This is a genomic window from Arthrobacter globiformis (assembly GCF_030817195.1).
GTDB lineage: Bacteria > Actinomycetota > Actinomycetes > Actinomycetales > Micrococcaceae > Arthrobacter > Arthrobacter globiformis_D.
The window spans coordinates 2,134,595-2,152,631 of sequence record NZ_JAUSYZ010000001.1; the positions used below are offsets into that span (position 1 = coordinate 2,134,595).

The window sequence follows — 18,037 nt, forward strand, 5'->3', positions numbered from 1 at the left end:
GCAGGGACGCACCTGCCTGGCATCCGTGCTGAAATAGGGGAGCAGCACAATCTGGCACGATCCCAGGACATGGAAGTGTCCGCGACGAACATGGAGACAATGGGTTAGCTCATGGGAATACTATTCGGGCTCGTCTACATCGTTCTGCTGTTCATTTTTGTCGCTTTGATTGTCCGCCTCGTCTATGACTGGGTTCAGATGTTCGCCCGGGAGTGGCGTCCCCGAGGGGTAGCATTGGTGGCGGCTCACGCGGTCTACTCGGTAACCGATCCGCCGCTTAAGGTTCTGCGGCGCCTCATCCCGCCGCTGCGGCTGGGCGGCGTCTCGCTGGACCTCGGGTTTCTGGTGCTGTTCATCGGCCTGAGCATTGCCATGGCGATCACCAAGTCATTTGCATAACTTCATATCAGCTTGCCCGTGCCGGGGCCGATCCCCACGGATCCCCGGGCGCAGAAAACCTTTTGTTTGACGCCACAGTGTTGAATTAGAGGAACCAGACCATATTTAGGTACCGTAGTTTTGACGGCCGGAAGGCCTCCTGACGAACTAGACCAACGAGGTGACCAGATGGCTTTGACGCCAGAAGACGTTGTCAACAAGCGCTTTCAGCCGACCAAGTTCCGCGAAGGCTATGACCAGGATGAAGTTGACGACTTCCTGGACGAGATCGTCGTTGAACTGCGGCGCCTGAACCAGGAGAACGAAGAACTTCGCAAGAAGCTGGCCGAAGGCGGCTCCGGATCGCCGGCTGCCACCTCCGCCGTCGCCCCTGTCGTTGAGAAGGTTCCCGCACCGTCCAAGTCCGAGAAGGATGAAGCGCGTGCGAAGGCCGAAGCTGAGGCCAAGGCCGCCGAAGCTGCCAAGAAGAAGGAAGCCGAGCAGGCCGCACCGGTTGCAGCCCCGGCACCCGCCGTCACCAGCAGCAACGTCTCCGAGTCCGCTGCCGGCCTGCTGGCCATGGCACAGCAGATGCACGACCGCCACGTGGCCGAGGGCCAGCAGCAGCGCGACAAGATCATCGCAGAAGCACAGATCGAAGCCAGCAGCCTGGTCAACGACGCGCAGGAGAAGTCCCGCAAGATCCTGGGCGCCCTTGAGCAGCAGCGTTCTGTCCTCGAGCGCAAGGTGGAGCAGCTGCGCGGCTTCGAACGCGACTACCGCTCACGCCTGAAGGCCTACATCGAGGGCCAGCTGCGCGACCTGGACGCCCGTGGTTCCGTTGCCGCCCCTGAGGTTGGCGAAAGCAGCAGCGCCGCCGTTTAGCACGTATTCTGAAGGCCGGTGGCTGAGGATTCCTCGGCCACCGGCTTTTGCCATTAACGACGGTTCCCCGAATGAAAGCACCATGACTGACGACCTTGCCGCTGACGCAGCGCACCCAGCTTCATCATCACCGCGGCCACGGCGCGCCGTCCTGTTGTCCGTGTTCGCCGGACTGGCAGTTTTCGCTTACGTCTTTGACCAGCTCACCAAACTGTGGGTCACCAGCACCATGGTGGAGGGCGAACGGATTCCCGTGCTGCCCCCGCTGCTGCACTGGTACTACATCCGGAACTCCGGCGCGGCGTTCTCCATCGGGGAGAACGTGACCTGGGTGTTCACGATCATCATGGTGGTGGTCGCCGCCGCCATCCTGTTCCAGCTGCGCAAGCTCGGTTCCGCGTGGTGGGCGCTGGCGCTGGGGCTGCTGTTTGGCGGCGCCCTGGGGAACCTGACCGACCGGCTGTTCCGTGACCCGTCCTTCGGAATGGGGCACGTTGTGGACTTCATCCAGCTGCCCAACTTTGCGATCTTCAACATCGCCGACTCCGCCGTCGTGTCATCCGTGGCCATCATCTGCCTGCTGACCCTGCGGGGGATTGCCCTCGACGGATCGCACCACAGCGTCGAAAAGCGGAACGGGACCGGCGATGTCTGAGCGGGTGGTGGTGCCCGAGGAGCTGGACGGGACCCGCGTGGACGCCGGCCTGGCCAAACTGATGGGCATGTCCCGATCGTTCGCCGCAACGCTGATAGCCGAAGGCAACGTCGTCAGCGGCGGCAAACCGGTGGGCAAGTCCGCCAAACTCGCGTCCGGCGCCGTGCTGCACGTGACGGTCCCCGAGCGCCGGGATCCCCTTGAAGTCGTGGAGGAAGTTGTGGAAGGCCTGAAGATCCTGCTGGATGACGACGACTTTGTGGTGGTCGACAAGCCGGTGGGGGTCGCGGCGCACCCGTCCCCGGGCTGGGTTGGACCCACCGTCGTCGGCGGACTCGCCGGGGCCGGCTACCGCATCTCCACCTCCGGCTCCGCCGAGCGCGCCGGCATCGTCCACCGCCTCGACGTCGGGACCTCCGGGGTGATGGTGGTGGCCAAGACAGAACCTGCCTACACCGCCCTCAAGCGGGCGTTCAAGGAACGCACCGTGGACAAGGTCTACCACGCGGTGGTCCAGGGCCTGCCGGACCCCCTGGAGGGCACCATCGACGCCCCGATCGGCCGGCATCCCGGCCACGACTGGCGCTTCGCCGTCATCGAGGACGGCCGGCCATCGGTGACGCACTACGAGGTCCTCGAGGCGTTCGGCAAGGCCACCCTGGTGGAGGTGCACCTGGAGACCGGCCGGACCCACCAGATCAGGGTCCATTTCGCCGCGCTCCGGCATCCCTGTGCCGGAGACCTCACCTACGGGGCCGACCCGCGGCTCGCTGCCACCCTAGGGCTCACCCGCCAGTGGCTGCACGCCCGTGAACTGGGCTTTGACCACCCGCGCACCGGGGAACGCGTCACCGTGACCAGCGAGTACCCCGAGGACCTCGCCTACGCATTGGAAGTCCTGGGCACCGGCAAGGCCTGAGCCTGCGGCACGCCGGCATTAATTGTCAGGGGGTCGGCACTAGAATGGTCCGGTGACTTCCAGCAATGACTCGTTCGTACATCTCCACACCCACACCGAGTACTCGATGCTGGACGGCGCCGCGAGGCTCGGGGAGCTGTTCGATGAAACGGAGCGGCTGGGGATGCCCGCCCTGGCGACCACCGACCACGGCTACCTCTTCGGTGCCTTTGACTTCTGGCGGAAGGCCACCGACAAGGGCATCAAGCCCATCATCGGCGTGGAAGCGTATGTGACTCCCGGGACTGCGCGCGGCGACAAGTCCCGCGTCCGCTGGGGTGACGAGAGCCAGCGAAAGGACGACGTCTCCGGCGGCGGCTCCTACACCCACATGACCCTGCTGAGCTACAACAATGTGGGCATGCGGAACCTGTTCCGCGCCTCCTCGATCGCCTCCCTGGATTCGGTCTTCGGCAAGTGGCCCCGGCTGGACCGGGAGCTGCTGAACACCTACTCCGAAGGGCTCATCGCCACCACCGGCTGCCCCTCGGGCGAGGTCCAGACCCGGCTGCGGCTAGGCCAGTACCGCGAAGCCCTGGAAGCCGCTGCGGAGTTCCGGGACATCTTCGGTGCGGAGAACTACTTCTGCGAACTCATGGACCACGGGCTGGACATTGAACGCCGGGTCACCGGTGACCTCCTGCGGCTGGCCAAGGAGCTGAACCTCCCGCTCGTTGCCACCAACGACCTCCACTACACCCACGAGCATGATGCCAAGGCGCACGAGGCACTGCTGGCCATCCAGTCCGGCTCCACGCTGCTCGAACCCACGTACGACAACGGCGGCTCCCGGTTCGCGTTCTCCGGCAGCGGATACTACCTGAAGTCGCCGCGGGAAATGCGCGAGCTGTTCCGCGACCACCCCGAGGCGTGCGACAACACTCTCCTGATCGCCGAGCGGTGCGAGGTGTCCTTCAACACCGGTGCCAACTACATGCCCCGGTTCCCCTGCCCCGAGGGCGAGGACGAAACGTCCTGGCTGGTCAAGGAGGTCGACAAGGGCCTCCATTACCGCTACCCCCAGGGCATCCCGGACAAGGTCCGCAAGCAGGCCGACTACGAGCTCGAAGTCATCACCTCGATGGGCTTCCCGGGCTATTTCCTCGTGGTGGCGGACTTCATCAACTGGGCCAAGAACAACGGCATCCGGGTGGGTCCCGGACGTGGCTCCGGTGCAGGCTCCATGGTGGCCTACGCCATGCGCATCACCGACCTTGACCCACTGCACCACGGCTTGATCTTCGAGCGGTTCCTGAACCCTGACCGCGTCTCCATGCCTGACTTCGACGTCGACTTCGATGACCGGCGCCGTCCCGAGGTCATCGACTATGTGACCCGGAAATACGGCGACGAGCGCGTAGCCATGATCGTCACGTACGGCACCATCAAGACCAAGCAGGCGCTGAAGGACTCCTCCCGCGTGCTCGGCTACCCCTTCAGCATGGGTGAACAGCTGACCAAGGCACTGCCGCCGGCCGTGATGGCGAAGGATATTCCGCTTGCCGACATTCAGAACAAGGACGCCAAGCGCTACAGCGAGGCGGGGGATTTCCGGCAGCTGATCAGCACGGACCCCGAGGCTGCCAAGGTTTTCGAGACCGCACTGGGCATTGAGGGCCTGAAGCGGCAATGGGGCGTGCACGCGGCCGGCGTGATCATGTCCTCGGACCCCATCATCGACGTCATTCCGATCATGCGCCGCTTCCAGGACGGCCAGGTCATCACCCAGTTCGACTATCCGACGTCCGAAGGCCTCGGCCTGATCAAGATGGACTTCCTTGGGCTGCGAAACCTGACGATCATTTCCGATGCACTGGAAAACATCAAGATGAACCGCGGCGTCGATCTGGACCTCGAAACCCTGGAGTTGGACGACGCGGCGTCCTACGAGTTGCTGGCCCGCGGTGACACGCTGGGCGTTTTCCAGCTCGATGGCGGCCCCATGCGGTCCCTGCTCAAACTCATGAAGCCTGACAACTTCGAAGACATCTCCGCCGTGCTCGCGCTGTACCGCCCGGGACCCATGGGCGCCAACGCACACACCGACTACGCGCTGCGCAAGAACGGGATCCAGGAAGTCATCCCCATCCACCCGGAACTCGAGGAACCCCTCAAGGAGATCCTCGGCGGCACGTTCGGCCTCATCGTGTACCAGGAGCAGGTTATGGCCGTGGCGCAGAAGCTCGCCGGCTATTCCCTCGGCCAGGCAGACATCCTGCGCCGCGCCATGGGTAAGAAGAAGAAGTCCGAGCTGGACAAGCAGTTTGCCGGCTTCTCCCAGGGCATGCAGGACAACGGCTACTCCATGGAGGCCGTCAAGACCCTGTGGGACATCCTGCTGCCCTTCTCCGACTACGCCTTCAACAAGGCCCACTCGGCCGCGTACGGCGTGATCTCGTACTGGACGGCGTACCTGAAGGCGCACTACGCGCCGGAGTACATGGCCGCGCTGCTGACCTCGGTCGGCGACGACAAGGACAAGTCCGCGATCTACCTCAACGAATGCCGGCGCATGGGCATCACGGTGCTGCCGCCGGACGTCAACGAGTCCGCCCTGAACTTCACCCCAGTGGGGGAGGACATCCGCTTCGGCATGGGCGCCATCCGCAACGTCGGCGTCAACGTGGTCGAGGCCATGGTGGCCGCGCGCGAAAAAGAAGGCGCCTACAGTTCCTTCAAGGACTACCTCATGAAGGTCCCGGCAGTGGTGTGCAACAAGCGCACCATCGAATCGCTGATCAAGGCCGGAGCCTTTGACTCGCTGGGCCACCACCGCCGCGCTCTGGCGATGATCCACGAAGAAGCCATCGACTCGGTCATTACCCTCAAGCGCAACGAGGCCATCGGCCAGTTCGATCTCTTTGCCGGCTTCGACGAGGCCGAGTCCGAGTCGTCGCTCAGCATCGAGATCCCCGACCTGCCGGAATGGGAAAAGAAGGACAAGCTCGCATTCGAGCGGGACATGCTGGGCCTGTACGTCTCAGACCACCCGCTGCAGGGCCTGGAAGGCGTCCTGAGCCAGCACGCCGACCAGTCCATCACCTCGATCATCGCGGAGGACGGGCCACAGGACGGCGCCATCGTCACGATCGCGGGCATGATCACCTCACTGAGCCGCCGGATCGCCAAGGCCAGCGGCAACGCCTATGCCCGGGCGGAGATCGAGGACCTCGGCGGTTCCATGGAGGTCATGTTCTTCGGCCAGGTCTACGGGCCGATTGCCTCGGTTCTCGCCGAGGACCTGATCGTAGTGGTGAAGGGCCGGCTGCAGCGGCGTGACGACGGTGCCGTGACCCTGAACTGCATGGAGCTCTCCGTCCCGGACCTGAGCCAGGGCACCAATGGACCGCTGGTGATCACCATGCCCACGCACAAGGCCACCGAGGCCGTGGTCACAGAACTGGGGGACGTGCTGCGCAACCACCGCGGCAACTCCGAGGTCCGGGTGAACCTGCAGGGCGACAGCCGGATCGAGGTCATGGCGCTTCCCGTGCACCTGCGCGTGAATCCGAACCCGTCACTGTTCGGGGACCTGAAGGTGCTGCTGGGCCCGGCCTGCCTGGACGCCTAGACTTTCCTGCGTCCAGGTCCCGCAGCCGTTCGGTTCCCGCAGCCGTTCAGATTTCGTAGTCCAGCGGAACGGGCTGCCCGTAGGTTCCGGAGTGATAGAGCAGCGGTGAGCCGTCCTCGCCAACCTGCCCTTCCACCACTTCGACCACCACTACGGCGTTGTTCTCGAAGGACAGGCGCATCTGGATCTTGCCGATCAGCCAGCCGGAAACGTCCTTGAGTACCGGCACGTCATAGGGTCCATGAGCCCAGTGGTCGCCGGAGAAGCGTTCCTTGGTGCGGGCGAACCGGTCGGCCAGCTCCTGGTTCTCGAGCCCCAGCATGTGCACGCCGATATACGCGGTGTTGGCCACCGCCGGCCACGAGCTGGAACTGCGCGCCATGTTGAAAGTGAATCGCGGCGGTTTGGCGGAAAGGGAGGCAACGGAGGTTGCCGTGAAGCCGTAGGGAACCCCGTCATAGTTCACGGTGATGATGGCCACGCCCGCTGCGTGCCGGCGGAACATCTCTTTGAACGTGCCCTCGAAGGCGTCATCATCTGAGGTCACTGGAATCGATCTCCCTACTGCATCCGTGCCGATTGAGTCTCTAAGTACAAGACTATGGGGCTTCCGGGCGGATAGGACATTCACTTGGCCCGCAGGCACGTGGTGCGGAATGCCCGCCAACATTTGTTAACGTTTCTTCATGACCCAGCCTGCACCCCTCCCTCCGGTCCGCCCCTCTGACGGGGCCCAGGGCGCCCGGCGGCGGCCCGGCAAGGGCTGGGCGTGGGCGGCTGGAATCATCGCTGCCGGCATCCCGGCCGGGCTCCTCTGGTGGCTCCTGGCCCCGGGCGGGCAAAACCTCATTTCGGGAAACTCCGCGCTCTCCTCCGGGACAAACACCGAGGGCTGGTTGCCCCGGGACCTGGTGCTGGCAGGACTGTTTGTCTTTGCGGGCTGCCTGGTGGCTGTGCTGTTGTCCGGCCGCCGGGACGGCGGGACCCGGCGGATGCTGCTGCTCTCCGTCGCGGCAAGCGCAGCGGCGGCGGCCCTGGCATGGCAGACCGGCGTGCTGGCGGGCCTCTGGCTGGGAGGCCCGCAGGACACGTCGGCGAACGCGAGCGTGGCCTTCTCGCTGCGGTCCCTGACCGTCCTTGTCCTGTGGCCGGCGGCTGTTGCCGCCGGCTTCTTCGTCCTGCGCATCATCAGCCTCCTGCGTGCCTCCGTGGACCACGAGCCGGAAGGTAACAGCGGCGACGGCCGCGCGTGGCAGTAGGGTGGCGGTAACAGACGTCGGGGTGTGCGGCCGCGGCGCGTAAAATGTACGGGTGACCACTTCTCCGGACAGCGCTGAGCCCACGAATATCCAGGCGCCCTCGAATTCCCAGGTACGCCCGAGCACCCCCGCCGTCGACTTCCGCACCGTTGACCTGCGGGGCCGCAGTCTCAGCCTGGCCGAACTCCGCGGGGCGGTGCCCCGGGCACAGCAGCAGACAGTTGCCGACGCCGAGCAGAAGGTGGGCGACATCATCACGGCCGTCCGCCAGCGCGGCTTCGCCGCCCTGTCAGACTTCGCCCTGACGTTCGACGGGGTTGAACAGGCGCATCCGCGCGTTCCGGCAGAGGCACTCCGGTCAGCGCTGGACGGCCTGGACCCTGCCGTTCGTTCGGCGCTTGAAGAGTCCATCAGCCGTGCGCGCCGGTTCGCCGACGGGCAGCGCCCGGCCGACGTCGACATCTCCCTGGGCGACGGCGCAGTGGTGAGCCAGAAGTGGGTACCCGTGGCACGCGTGGGCCTGTACGTCCCGGGCGGCCTGGCGGTCTACCCGTCCTCGGTGATCATGAACGTGGTTCCGGCGCTGGCCGCCGGGGTGGAGTCGATCGCACTCGCCTCGCCGCCGCAGAAGGACTTTGGCGGCCTCCCGCACCCCACCATCCTGGCCGCCGCGGCGCTGCTGGGAATTGACGAGGTGTATGCCATCGGCGGAGCCCAGGCCATCGCCGCCTTCGCCTACGGCGTGCCGGGTCAAGCGGGGACTCCCGCACTGGAACCCGTCGACGTGGTGACGGGGCCGGGCAATATCTTCGTGGCCACGGCCAAGCGTCTCGTCAAGGGCGTCGTGGGGATCGACTCCGAGGCGGGCACCACGGAGATTGCCATCCTCGCGGACTCCACGGCCCGCCCGGCGTTCGTTGCCGCCGACCTGATCAGCCAGGCCGAACACGATCCGAAGGCCGCCTCTGTCCTGATCACGGATTCCGTCCAGCTCGCCGCGGACGTCCGTGAGGAACTGGAACTGCAGGCTGCATCCACCAAGCACAGCCAGCGTGTCCGCGAGGCACTGTCCGGCCCGCAGTCCGGCGTCGTGCTCGTTGACGACCTCGACCAGGGCATCGCGGCGTGTGATGCCTACGCCGCCGAACACCTGGAGATCATGACCGCGGACGCCCCTGCTGTGGCAGCGCGGATCCGGAACGCCGGCGCCATTTTCGTCGGCGACTACAGCCCCGTAAGCCTCGGCGACTACTGCGCCGGTTCCAACCACGTGCTTCCCACGAGCGGAACGGCGGCCTTTTCGTCCGGGCTGAACGTGACCACGTTCCTGCGCGCCATCCAGGTGATCAACTACTCAGAGGCGGCGCTGGGGCAGGTCAGCGGCCACATCGTCAGCCTGTCCGGTGCGGAGGACCTCCCGGCGCACGGCGACGCGGTCACGGTCCGGTTCCAAGGCGGCCGCTGACCACTACATGTAGTAGCCACGCACTACATGTAGTAATTACAGGGTTGTTATTCGGCTACATGTAGCCGTAAACTGGAGCCGAAGGAAGCTTCGGCCAAAGTACGGAAGGGTAGGGAAAAACGTGTACTGTCCGTTTTGCCGCAACCCTGATTCACGCGTGGTGGACAGCCGGATGGCCGACGACGGCTCCGCCATCCGCCGCCGCCGGCAGTGCCCCGAGTGCGGCCGCCGCTTCACCACCGTGGAAACCACCAGCCTGTCCGTGATCAAGCGCTCCGGCGTGGGCGAGCCCTTCAGCCGCAGCAAGGTCATCAACGGCGTCCGCAAGGCATGCCAGGGCCGGCCCGTCAGTGAGGACGACCTCGCGATGCTGGCGCAGGAAGTCGAGGAGAACATCCGGGCTTCCGGTGCGGCGGAAATCGACGCCCACGAGGTTGGCCTGATCATCCTGGGGCCGCTGCAGAAGCTGGACAAGGTGGCCTACCTCCGGTTCGCCAGCGTCTACCAGGCCTTTGAATCACTCGAGGATTTCGAATCCGCCATTGCGCTGCTCCGGCACGAGTCCGACGTCGACGCCAAAGAGGCGGCGGCCCCCGGAACCGACGGTAAGGGCTCTGACGGTAAGGGCTCTAAGAACACCGCGAAGAGCACGCTCTAAAGTCTCCGGTGGCGGCAGCGGAGGGGAAGCCGCAGCCGCCACCGGCTCCAGTGCAAAATACCGAAGGCGGCAGACTTTGTGTCTGCCGCCTTCGGCGTTTCTGCGGGCCGCGGTGACCGCGGCCCGCTCGGGTTCACTTGGCCAGTTCGTGCTTGACGGCGATCTCCAGGGCAGCGCCCACGATGCCGGCCTCGTTCTTCAGCTCAGCGGGAACAATTGGGGTGCGCAGCTTCAGGTGCGGCAGGTACTCGTCGGCGCGCTTGGAGATGCCGCCGCCGACGATGAAGAGCTCGGGGGAGAAAAGGAACTCGACGTGGGAGAAGTAACGCTGCAGCAGGACGCTGTACTCCTCCCAGCTGAGGCCGTCCCGTTCGCGGGCCACTGCAGAGGCCTTGCTTTCGGCGTCGAAGCCGTCGATCTCCAGGTGGCCGAGTTCGGCGTTGGGCACCAGGTGGCCGTTGAAGATGAATGCGGACCCGATGCCGGTGCCGAGGGTGATGACCAGGACGGTGCCGCCGATTCCGGCGCCCGCACCGTACCGGGCTTCGGCCAGGCCGGCTGCGTCGGCGTCGTTGATGACCTCCACGGGGCGGCCCAGGCGGGCCGTGAGCAGTGCATCAATGTCGGTGTTGAGCCAGCTCTTGTCCACGTTGGCGGCCGAGTGGACCACGCCGTGCTGGATGATGCCGGGGAACGTCACGCCGATGGGGCTGTCAGCCTCGGGGGCGTCGGGACGTGCCGAGAGTTCCTCCACGACCTTGGCCACCACCTCGATCACCGCTTCCGGTGTGGCCGGCTGCGGGGTTGCCAGGCGGAAGCGGTCGCCGATCAGCTTGCCCTTCTTCAGGTCGACGATGCCGCCCTTGATTCCGGTTCCGCCGATGTCGATGCCGATCAGCGGGGCGTTCTTGCGGGTCTTTTCGTCCTTCTTGGCCAATGGGATTCCGTTCGTGGCAGGGTAGGGGCTCGGGCTGGGCAAGGGTGACTTGCCGGAATGACGCGGGCGGTTGGCTGGCGTCAGGGAAGGGTCAGGATCTCGGCGCCGGATTCGGTGACGAGGAGCGTGTGTTCGAACTGCGCGGTGCGCTTGCGGTCCTTGGTGACCACAGTCCAGTCGTCGGCCCACATGTCCCACTCGATGGCGCCGAGGGTCAGCATGGGCTCGATGGTGAACACCATGCCAGGCTCAATCACGGTGTTGTACGCCGGCGCGGCATCGTAATGCGGGATGATCAGTCCGGTGTGGAAGGCCTCGCCCACGCCGTGTCCGGTGAAGTCGCGGACGACGCCGTAGCCGAAGCGCCTGGCGTAGGACTCGATGGCGCGGCCGATCACGTTGATCTCGCGTCCGGGGGCGACGGCCTTGATGGCACGGTTGAGGGACTCCTGGGTCCGCTCAACCAGCAGCCGTGACTGTTCGTCGACGCTGCCCACCAGGAAGGTGTAATTGGTGTCGCCGTGGACCCCGCCGATGAAGGCGGTGATGTCGATGTTGAGGATGTCGCCGTCCTGCACCACCGTGCTGTCCGGGATGCCGTGGCAGATGACCTCATTCAGCGACGAGCACAGGGACTTGGGGAAGCCGCGGTACCCCAGTGTGGACGGGTAGGCGTTATGGTCCAGCAGGAACTCGTGGCCGATGCGGTCCAGTTCGTCGGTGGTGATGCCCGGCCGGATGTGCTTGCCCACCTCCACGATGGCCTGCGCGGCGATCCTGCTGGCCACGCGGATTTTCTCGATGGTTTCCGGTGACTTGACCTCTGACCCGGTGAATTTGGCCGGACCTGGCTTGCCGACATACTCCGGCCGCTGAATCGACGCGGGAACGGGCCGCTGCGGGCTGATGGTCCCCGGGGTAAGCGTGCCGGTGGGTGCAGTCGAGGCTAAGGAAGGCATAGATTGATCATATAAGGCAGCACAGAACGCCATGTAAATTAATGCGCCCGGCGGCTGCCGTTGCGGGTTACGTTACGTGGATCACGGCGGCTGTGTGCCGTTAACCGGAAAGCGAGGAAGACCGATGCCCGAGTACTGGTACAACGTCAAGACCCACATGGTGGAGGAAGACGCGATGTCGGACTGGACCCAGCTGATCGGTCCCTACAAGACCCGGGAAGAGGCGGAACACGCACTCGAGAAGGTCAAGGCGCGCAACGAAACCTGGGAAAAGGGCGACGACGACTGATCCTCCGTCCCCAAAGGTCATGTAGCGCCTCGGGAAAGAAAGTTCCGGTTTAGAACGAATGGTTTAGAACGAATGCTCCGGACCCGGGAACTGTCCCGACCGGACGTCATCGCCATACGCCTTGGCCGCGTCGCTGAGGGCGGTCCGGAGGTCCGCGTACTGCTTGACGAATTTGGCCATCCTGCCGCCGCGGAGGCCGGCCATGTCCTGCCAGACCAGAACCTGCCCCGTGGTGGCATTCCCTGCACCGATGCCGATGGTGGGCACCGAAACGGCAGCGTCCACGGCCTTTGCCGTCTCCGCGGGAACCATTTCCATGAGCACGCAGAACGCGCCGGCCTCGGCCAGCGCAGCGGCGTCCTCGACAAGCCGAGCGGCGTCCTCGCCCCGGCCCTGCACGCGGTAGCCGCCCAGGGAATGCTCACTCTGGGGCGTGAAGCCGATGTGGCCCATGACCGGAATGCCGGCCTGGACCATCGCCCTTACGGTTTCGGCGTAGAACTTTCCGCCCTCGAGCTTCACTGCGTGCGCCAGGCCCTCCTTGAGGAAGCGGACGCCGGTGGCCACCGCCTGCTGCGGTGAAACCTCGTAGCTGCCGAAGGGGAGGTCCGCCACCACCAGGGCGCGCTTCGCGGAGCGTGTGACCGCCCGGCACAGCGGCAGCAGCTCATCGACGGTGACGGGCAGGCTGGTTTCGTTGCCAAAGACGTTGTTGGATGCGGAGTCGCCCACCAGCAGGACTTCGATGCCTGCCTCGTCGAAGATCTCTGCCGTGTACTGGTCATAGGCCGTCAGCATGGCGAAGTGTTCGCCGCTGGTCTTGGCCTGCTGCAGGTGGTGCGTGCGGATCCGGGGGAGCGGCTTCCGGGCGGATTCCGACGCCGGCGCTGCTGCTGCCGTGGGGCCGTTCCCATAGGGTGCAGGTACTTCAGCGGACGTGCGTGGATCGGGACTGCTGCTTGAGGCCATGGCAAGAGCGTAGTCCGGGACCCGCCGTGCTAGCCACCGGCCGCCAGGGGATGCCGGGTGATTCGCGTCATAGCGGGTTTGCCCCGGCGGGGGCTGCCCGGCCTCCGTTTGAGTGTTAACGCTGTGTTACGCGCCGCAGCCGCGCCAGCAGCACGCGTAAATGCTTAGTAAAGTGATCGGTGAGCTGCCGCTGCTCCGTCGTCGACGGACCGGGGCATGAACGTAGACCGGAGAAGAGGCCTTCATGGACCGCCAGCAAGAGTTTGTCCTGCGCACGATCGAAGAGCGCGACGTACGTTTTGTGCGCCTGTGGTTCACCGACGTCGTGGGCTCACTCAAATCGGTGGCGCTGGCACCCGCGGAAGTCGAAGGCGCCTTCGAAGAGGGCCTCGGCTTCGATGGCTCGGCCATCGAAGGCCTTGCGCGAGTCTTCGAGTCGGACATGCTGGCCCAGCCGGACCCGTCCACCTTCCAGATCCTTCCGTGGCGTGGTGAGACCGAACAGACGTCCCGCATGTTCTGCGACATCCTGACTCCCGACGGCGAGCCCTCGGCAGCGGATCCGCGAAACGTCCTCAAGCGCACCCTGGCCAAGGCCGCCGACATGGGGTTCACGTGCTACACACACCCCGAGATCGAGTTCTACCTGCTCAAGTCGCAGGAGCCCGGACCCGACGGTTCACCCGTTCCGGTGGACGAGGGCGGCTACTTTGACCATGTCCCCGGCGGCGTGGCCCAGGACTTCCGCCGCACCGCCGTGACCATGCTCGAGTCCGTGGGTATCTCCGTGGAGTTCAGCCACCACGAGGCCGGCCCGGGCCAGAACGAAATCGACCTGCGCTACGCGGACGCCCTGCAGACTGCGGACAACATCATGACCTTCCGGACGGTCATCAAGGAGGTGGCGCTGCAGCAGGGCACGTACGCCACCTTCATGCCCAAGCCCTTCACGGCCCACCCGGGTTCGGGCATGCACACGCACTTCTCGCTCTTCGAAGGTGACACCAACGCCTTCTTCGAGGCAGGTGCGGAGTTCCAGCTCTCCAAGACGGCGCGCCAGTTCATTGCCGGTATTCTCAAGCACGCCCCCGAATTCACCGCGGTCACCAACCAGTTCGTCAACTCCTACAAGCGCCTCTGGGGCGGCGGCGAGGCGCCCAGCTACCTGAGCTGGGGGCACAACAACCGCTCCGCCCTTGTCCGCGTCCCGCTGTACAAGCCGGGCAAGGGACAGTCGGCCCGGATCGAGTACCGCGGCATCGACTCGGCCGCCAACCCCTACCTTGCCTACGCCGTGCTCCTGGGCGCCGGGCTGAAGGGCATCGAAGAGGGCTACGAGCTGCCCGCAGCGGCGGAGGACGACATCTGGTCGCTGAGCTCCGCGGAGCGCCGGGCGATGGGCCACGACCCCCTTCCCGCCAGCCTGCACGACGCCATCCGGGCCATGGAGGACTCGGAACTGATGCCGCAGATCCTGGGCGAGCAGGTCTTCGAGCACTTCCTGCGCAACAAGCGGGCGGAGTGGCAGGACTACCGACTGCAGGTGACCCCCTATGAGCTGCAGCGCAACCTCGCCATCCTTTAGGCGGCTGCGGTGAGCTTGGCCCGCCGGCTCATTACCGCCGGCTTCAGCGACCTCGAGAAGGGCGAACGGTTCCTCGCTGCCCCCGAGCTGGAAGGCATTGACCAGGACATCCTGTTTGCCGGCCTGCAGCTGGCCGCGAACCCGGATGCCGCGCTGCAGTCCCTGGTCCGGCTGATCGAGAAGCACCCGGATCTGCGGAAGCTGGCCGCGGCGGACACCGAGGTGAGCGAACCGCTCTACCGGGTCCTGGGCGCCAGCGAGGCACTAGGTGAATTCCTGATCCGGCATCCGGAGCACCTTGACGCCTTTAACGTGACCGCCAGCCCGGAACCGCTCCAGGCCGATCCGGCCGAGCTGCGTGCACAGCTGCTCAGGTCGGTGCGTGCAGACCCCACCGCAGCCCGGCCGGTGGCGGGCATTTCGGGCCCCGAGGCCTACGAGGCGCTCCGCACCGCCTACCGCCGGGGCGTGGTGGACCTCGCCGTCAAGGATCTCTGCGCTGCTGACCCGCTGGACTTCATGCCCGCCGTCGGCGCCGAACTGGCGGACCTGGCCGGGGCGGCCATCGAGGCCGCCCTTGCGGTCTCCCGCGCCGAAGCGGCGGGAAAGTTCGACGCCGGGGAGGTCGCCGACGTCGCACTGTCAGTGATCGGGATGGGCAAGTGCGGAGCCCGCGAACTGAACTACATCTCCGACGTCGATGTCATCTACGTGGTGGAGGCAGGCGAGCTGGACGACGCCCGGGCCAACACCATCGGCACCGCGCTGGCGTCCGGCATCTCCCGTGCCATTTCCTCGCCGGCGCGCGAGCCCGGCCTGTGGGAGGTTGACGCCAACCTTCGTCCGGAGGGAAAGTCCGGCCCGCTGGTCCCGGACGCTGGCTTCGCACCAGAGCTACTACGCCCGGTGGGCGGAAAGCTGGGAGTTCCAGGCGCTCCTGAAGGCGCGCACCATTGCGGGCGACGCCGAGCTGGGCGCGCGCTACGAGGAGGCCGTCTCTCCGCTCGTGTGGACCTCGGCGAACCGCGACGGATTCGTTGAGTCCGTGCAGGCCATGCGCCGCCGGGTGACCGAACACATCCCGCCGGCCGAGGAACAGCGGCAGATCAAGCTGGGCCGGGGCGGGCTGCGCGACGTCGAATTCACCGTCCAGCTCCTCCAGCTCGTGCACGGCAAATCGGACGAATCCCTCCGCCGGCGCGACACGACGTCGGCCATTGCCGCACTGTCCACCGGCGGCTACATCGGCCGGGCAGACGCGGCCGCGTTCGACCAGGCCTACCGGTACCTGCGGCTGCTCGAGCACCGCATCCAGCTTTTCCAAATGCGCCGCACGCACCTCATGCCGGTCAAGGAGGAGCCCCTCCGCACCCTGGCCAAGGCAGTGCTGGGCCCCTTTTCAACGGACCGGCCGCACCCCGACGCCCTCCTGGCCGCGTGGCAGCGGACAAAACGTTCCGTCCGCGAACTCCACGACCGGATCTTCTACCGTCCGCTCCTGAACACGGCCGCCAAGCTGAGCAGCGAGGATGCGCGACTGACTCCGGAAGCCGCGCAGGGCCGGCTCGCGGCACTCGGTTACCGGGATCCGCAGGGCGCACTCCGCCACATCGAGGCGCTGACAGCTGGGGTCAGCCGGCGTGCTGCCCTGCAGCGGCAGCTGCTGCCCATCCTCCTGGGCTGGCTGGCTGAGGGCGTGGACCCCGATGCCGGGCTGCTCGCCTTCCGCAGGATCAGTGAGGCCCTTGGCACCACGCACTGGTACCTCGGCATGCTGCGCGATTCCGCTGCGGCGGCCGAGCGGCTGTGCCACATGCTGTCCAACTCCCGCCTCATCGCCGACCTCCTCGAGGTGTCGCCGGAATCGGTGTCCTGGCTGGGGACGGACAAGGAATTGGCGCCGCTCAGCTTTGAGGCGCAGTGGCAGGAGATCGCCTCCAAGATGTCCCGGCACGCGGACCCGGAAAGCGCCATGCGCCTCATCCGGCTCATCCGCCGCCGTGAAATCCTTCGGATCGCCGTCGCGGACAGCGCCGGCCTGCTTCGGCAGGACCAGGTGGGGGAGGCGCTGGCCGAGACGGACCGCGCCGCCATCCTTGGCGCCCTGCGGGTGGCGGAAAACATTGTCTCCGCCGCCGGCCCGCTGAAGACCTCGGTGCTGGTGGTGGCCATGGGCCGGCAGGGCGGGCTGGAGATCGGCTACGGGTCCGACGCCGATGTCCTGTACGTGCACCGTGCGCTGCCCGGTGCCTCTGACGATGAAGCCCAGCAGCAGGCCGCGAAGATCGTGGGCCATCTGTCAACCCTTCTGACGCAGCCGCTCAAGCCGGCGATCATGGCCGAGCGGGTTCTTGCCGTGGACGCTGACCTTCGCCCGGAAGGCAAGAATGGGGCGATGGTGCGGTCGCTGGAGTCCTACGGCGAGTACTACCGCCGCTGGTCGCTCATCTGGGAGGCGCAGGCATTGCTCCGTGCCCGGCCGATCGCGGGTGACGACGGCCTTGCGGCGGACTTCGTGAAGCTGATCGATCCCATCCGCTACCCGGACGCCGTCTCTGACGCGGACGTCCGGGAGATCCGCCGCATCAAGGCGCGGGTGGAGTCCGAGCGGCTGCCCCGCGGCGCCGACCCTGCCAGGCATCTCAAGCTGGGACGCGGCGGCCTGAGCGATGTGGAATGGCTCGTGCAGCTGCTGCAGCTCCAGCACGCCGGAAGCCACCCGGAACTGCGCACCACGTCCACCCTGAAAGCTCTTCACGCTTCGGCCTCGCTGGGGCTTCTGGAAGACGACGACGCCCGCCTGCTGGCCGACGCCTGGCGGCTCGCCAGCCGGATCCGTTCCGCGAACGTGATCTGGACGGGCCGCGCCTCGGACCTGCTGCCCTCGTCCCGGCGCGACCTGGAGGCCGTGGCCAGATGGTGCGGCTACGAGGAAGGGATGGCCACAGCGTTCGAGGAGGACTATCTGAGGGTGAGCAGACGGGCCCGTGCCGTGTTCGAGAAGATCTTCTACGGCCACTGAACCGGTGCTAGGTTTGGGCGCATGGCTACCCAAATCTTCATGAACCTGCCCGTCAGGGACCTCGACAGATCCGTGCAGTTCTTCACGGCGCTGGGCTTTACGTTCAACCAGGACTACACGGATGAGAATGCCACCTGCATGGTGATCAACGATGACGCCTTCGTGATGCTGCTCGTGGAGAAGTTCTTCAAGACGTTCACCGCCAAGGAGATCGTGGACGCGACTTCGGCCACCGAGGCCATCATGGCTTTTTCTGTGGATAGCCGGGAGGCCGTGGACCAGATGGTGGGCAAGGCCCTGGCCGCCGGCGGAGCCGAATCGCAGCCGGTGCAGGATTACGGCTTCATGTACAGCCACAGCTTCCAGGATCCGGACGGGCACCTGTGGGAAGTCATGTGGATGGATCCGGCGGGTCCGCCTGCCGACGGGCAGGCACCTGCTTCCTGA

Annotated in this window: 15 protein-coding genes and 1 pseudogene; 12 read left to right on the forward strand and 4 right to left on the reverse strand. The window is 66.0% G+C overall.

The window, feature by feature from the left end; all coding sequences use genetic code 11:
• The first annotated feature begins 111 nt into the window (after window positions 1–111).
• The 5 genes from QF036_RS09640 to dnaE all read left to right on the forward strand — a co-directional run bounded on the left by QF036_RS09640 (window position 112) and on the right by dnaE (window position 6,447).
• Window positions 112–399, forward strand: coding sequence for a YggT family protein (locus QF036_RS09640; RefSeq protein ID WP_003801741.1), 288 nt, complete (start codon window positions 112–114; stop codon window positions 397–399).
• A gap of 168 nt (window positions 400–567) precedes the next feature.
• Window positions 568–1,263, forward strand: a complete 696-nt coding sequence (locus QF036_RS09645; RefSeq protein WP_307101292.1) for a DivIVA domain-containing protein — start codon at window positions 568–570, stop codon at window positions 1,261–1,263.
• A gap of 82 nt (window positions 1,264–1,345) precedes the next feature.
• Complete coding sequence (gene lspA / locus QF036_RS09650; RefSeq protein WP_307101294.1) at window positions 1,346–1,918, forward strand: signal peptidase II; 573 nt, start codon at window positions 1,346–1,348, stop codon at window positions 1,916–1,918.
• Window positions 1,911–2,837: an RluA family pseudouridine synthase gene (locus QF036_RS09655; RefSeq protein WP_307101296.1), complete on the forward strand. Its 927-nt coding sequence runs from the start codon at window positions 1,911–1,913 to the stop codon at window positions 2,835–2,837. Before lspA ends, QF036_RS09655 begins: the two co-directional genes overlap by 8 nt.
• 52 nt (window positions 2,838–2,889) lie before the next feature.
• Entirely contained in the window at window positions 2,890–6,447 is a 3,558-nt protein-coding gene (gene dnaE, locus QF036_RS09660) for a DNA polymerase III subunit alpha (RefSeq protein WP_307101298.1), read from the forward strand.
• Window positions 6,448–6,493: 46 nt separating this feature from the next.
• On the opposite strand, the gene QF036_RS09665 is transcribed toward dnaE, so the two are convergent.
• Window positions 6,494–6,952 carry a flavin reductase family protein gene (locus QF036_RS09665; protein ID WP_175304981.1) on the reverse strand — a complete coding sequence of 153 codons (459 nt, stop codon included), beginning with the start codon at window positions 6,950–6,952 and terminating at the stop codon, window positions 6,494–6,496.
• Window positions 6,953–7,133: 181 nt separating this feature from the next.
• On the opposite strand from QF036_RS09665, the gene QF036_RS09670 reads away from it, so the two are divergent.
• The 3 genes from QF036_RS09670 (at window position 7,134) to nrdR (ending at window position 9,829) form a co-directional block, all read left to right on the forward strand.
• Complete coding sequence (locus QF036_RS09670; protein ID WP_307101300.1) at window positions 7,134–7,706, forward strand: hypothetical protein; 573 nt, start codon at window positions 7,134–7,136, stop codon at window positions 7,704–7,706.
• Window positions 7,707–7,794: 88 nt separating this feature from the next.
• Entirely contained in the window at window positions 7,795–9,171 is a 1,377-nt protein-coding gene (hisD, locus tag QF036_RS09675; protein WP_307105876.1) for a histidinol dehydrogenase, read from the forward strand.
• Between the two features lie 121 nt (window positions 9,172–9,292).
• The gene (nrdR, locus tag QF036_RS09680) at window positions 9,293–9,829 is read left to right on the forward strand and encodes a transcriptional regulator NrdR (RefSeq protein ID WP_307101302.1); all 537 of its coding nucleotides are present in this window, start codon (window positions 9,293–9,295) and stop codon (window positions 9,827–9,829) included.
• 133 nt (window positions 9,830–9,962) lie between these two features.
• Here nrdR and ppgK read toward each other — a convergent pair whose 3' ends face one another.
• On the reverse strand, window positions 9,963–10,766 hold the full coding sequence (ppgK, locus tag QF036_RS09685) for a polyphosphate--glucose phosphotransferase (RefSeq protein ID WP_307101303.1): 804 nt from the start codon (window positions 10,764–10,766) through the stop codon (window positions 9,963–9,965).
• Between the two features lie 80 nt (window positions 10,767–10,846).
• On the reverse strand, window positions 10,847–11,725 hold the full coding sequence (gene map / locus QF036_RS09690; RefSeq protein WP_307101305.1) for a type I methionyl aminopeptidase: 879 nt from the start codon (window positions 11,723–11,725) through the stop codon (window positions 10,847–10,849).
• A gap of 124 nt (window positions 11,726–11,849) precedes the next feature.
• On the opposite strand from map, the gene QF036_RS09695 reads away from it, so the two are divergent.
• Complete coding sequence (locus tag QF036_RS09695; protein WP_003801719.1) at window positions 11,850–12,014, forward strand: SPOR domain-containing protein; 165 nt, start codon at window positions 11,850–11,852, stop codon at window positions 12,012–12,014.
• A 63-nt stretch (window positions 12,015–12,077) separates the two neighbouring features.
• Here QF036_RS09695 and panB read toward each other — a convergent pair whose 3' ends face one another.
• Window positions 12,078–12,983, reverse strand: a complete 906-nt coding sequence (gene panB, locus QF036_RS09700) for a 3-methyl-2-oxobutanoate hydroxymethyltransferase (protein WP_307101308.1) — start codon at window positions 12,981–12,983, stop codon at window positions 12,078–12,080.
• Window positions 12,984–13,227: 244 nt separating this feature from the next.
• Between panB and glnA the strand changes: the two genes are divergently transcribed.
• The 3 genes and pseudogenes from glnA (at window position 13,228) to QF036_RS09715 (ending at window position 18,037) form a co-directional block, all read left to right on the forward strand.
• Window positions 13,228–14,568, forward strand: coding sequence for a type I glutamate--ammonia ligase (glnA, locus tag QF036_RS09705; protein ID WP_307101310.1), 1,341 nt, complete (start codon window positions 13,228–13,230; stop codon window positions 14,566–14,568).
• Window positions 14,569–14,577: 9 nt separating this feature from the next.
• Window positions 14,578–17,590 (forward strand): annotated as a pseudogene (locus QF036_RS09710) (bifunctional [glutamine synthetase] adenylyltransferase/[glutamine synthetase]-adenylyl-L-tyrosine phosphorylase).
• Between the two features lie 21 nt (window positions 17,591–17,611).
• On the forward strand, window positions 17,612–18,037 hold the full coding sequence (locus tag QF036_RS09715; RefSeq protein WP_307101312.1) for a VOC family protein: 426 nt from the start codon (window positions 17,612–17,614) through the stop codon (window positions 18,035–18,037).

Bases quoted from the DNA above. Each gene is read 5' to 3' on its own strand.
- QF036_RS09640 (WP_003801741.1), top strand. From the start codon at position 112: ATGGGAATACTATTCGGGCTCGTCTACATCGTTCTGCTGTTCATTTTT.
- QF036_RS09645 (WP_307101292.1), top strand. From the start codon at position 568: ATGGCTTTGACGCCAGAAGACGTTGTCAACAAGCGCTTTCAGCCGACC.
- lspA (WP_307101294.1), top strand. From the start codon at position 1,346: ATGACTGACGACCTTGCCGCTGACGCAGCGCACCCAGCTTCATCATCA.
- QF036_RS09655 (WP_307101296.1), top strand. From the start codon at position 1,911: ATGTCTGAGCGGGTGGTGGTGCCCGAGGAGCTGGACGGGACCCGCGTG.
- QF036_RS09665 (WP_175304981.1), bottom strand. From the start codon at position 6,952: ATGTTCCGCCGGCACGCAGCGGGCGTGGCCATCATCACCGTGAACTAT.
- QF036_RS09670 (WP_307101300.1), top strand. From the start codon at position 7,134: ATGACCCAGCCTGCACCCCTCCCTCCGGTCCGCCCCTCTGACGGGGCC.
- map (WP_307101305.1), bottom strand. From the start codon at position 11,725: ATGCCTTCCTTAGCCTCGACTGCACCCACCGGCACGCTTACCCCGGGG.
- QF036_RS09695 (WP_003801719.1), top strand. From the start codon at position 11,850: ATGCCCGAGTACTGGTACAACGTCAAGACCCACATGGTGGAGGAAGAC.
- panB (WP_307101308.1), bottom strand. From the start codon at position 12,983: ATGGCCTCAAGCAGCAGTCCCGATCCACGCACGTCCGCTGAAGTACCT.
- glnA (WP_307101310.1), top strand. From the start codon at position 13,228: ATGGACCGCCAGCAAGAGTTTGTCCTGCGCACGATCGAAGAGCGCGAC.
- QF036_RS09715 (WP_307101312.1), top strand. From the start codon at position 17,612: ATGGCTACCCAAATCTTCATGAACCTGCCCGTCAGGGACCTCGACAGA.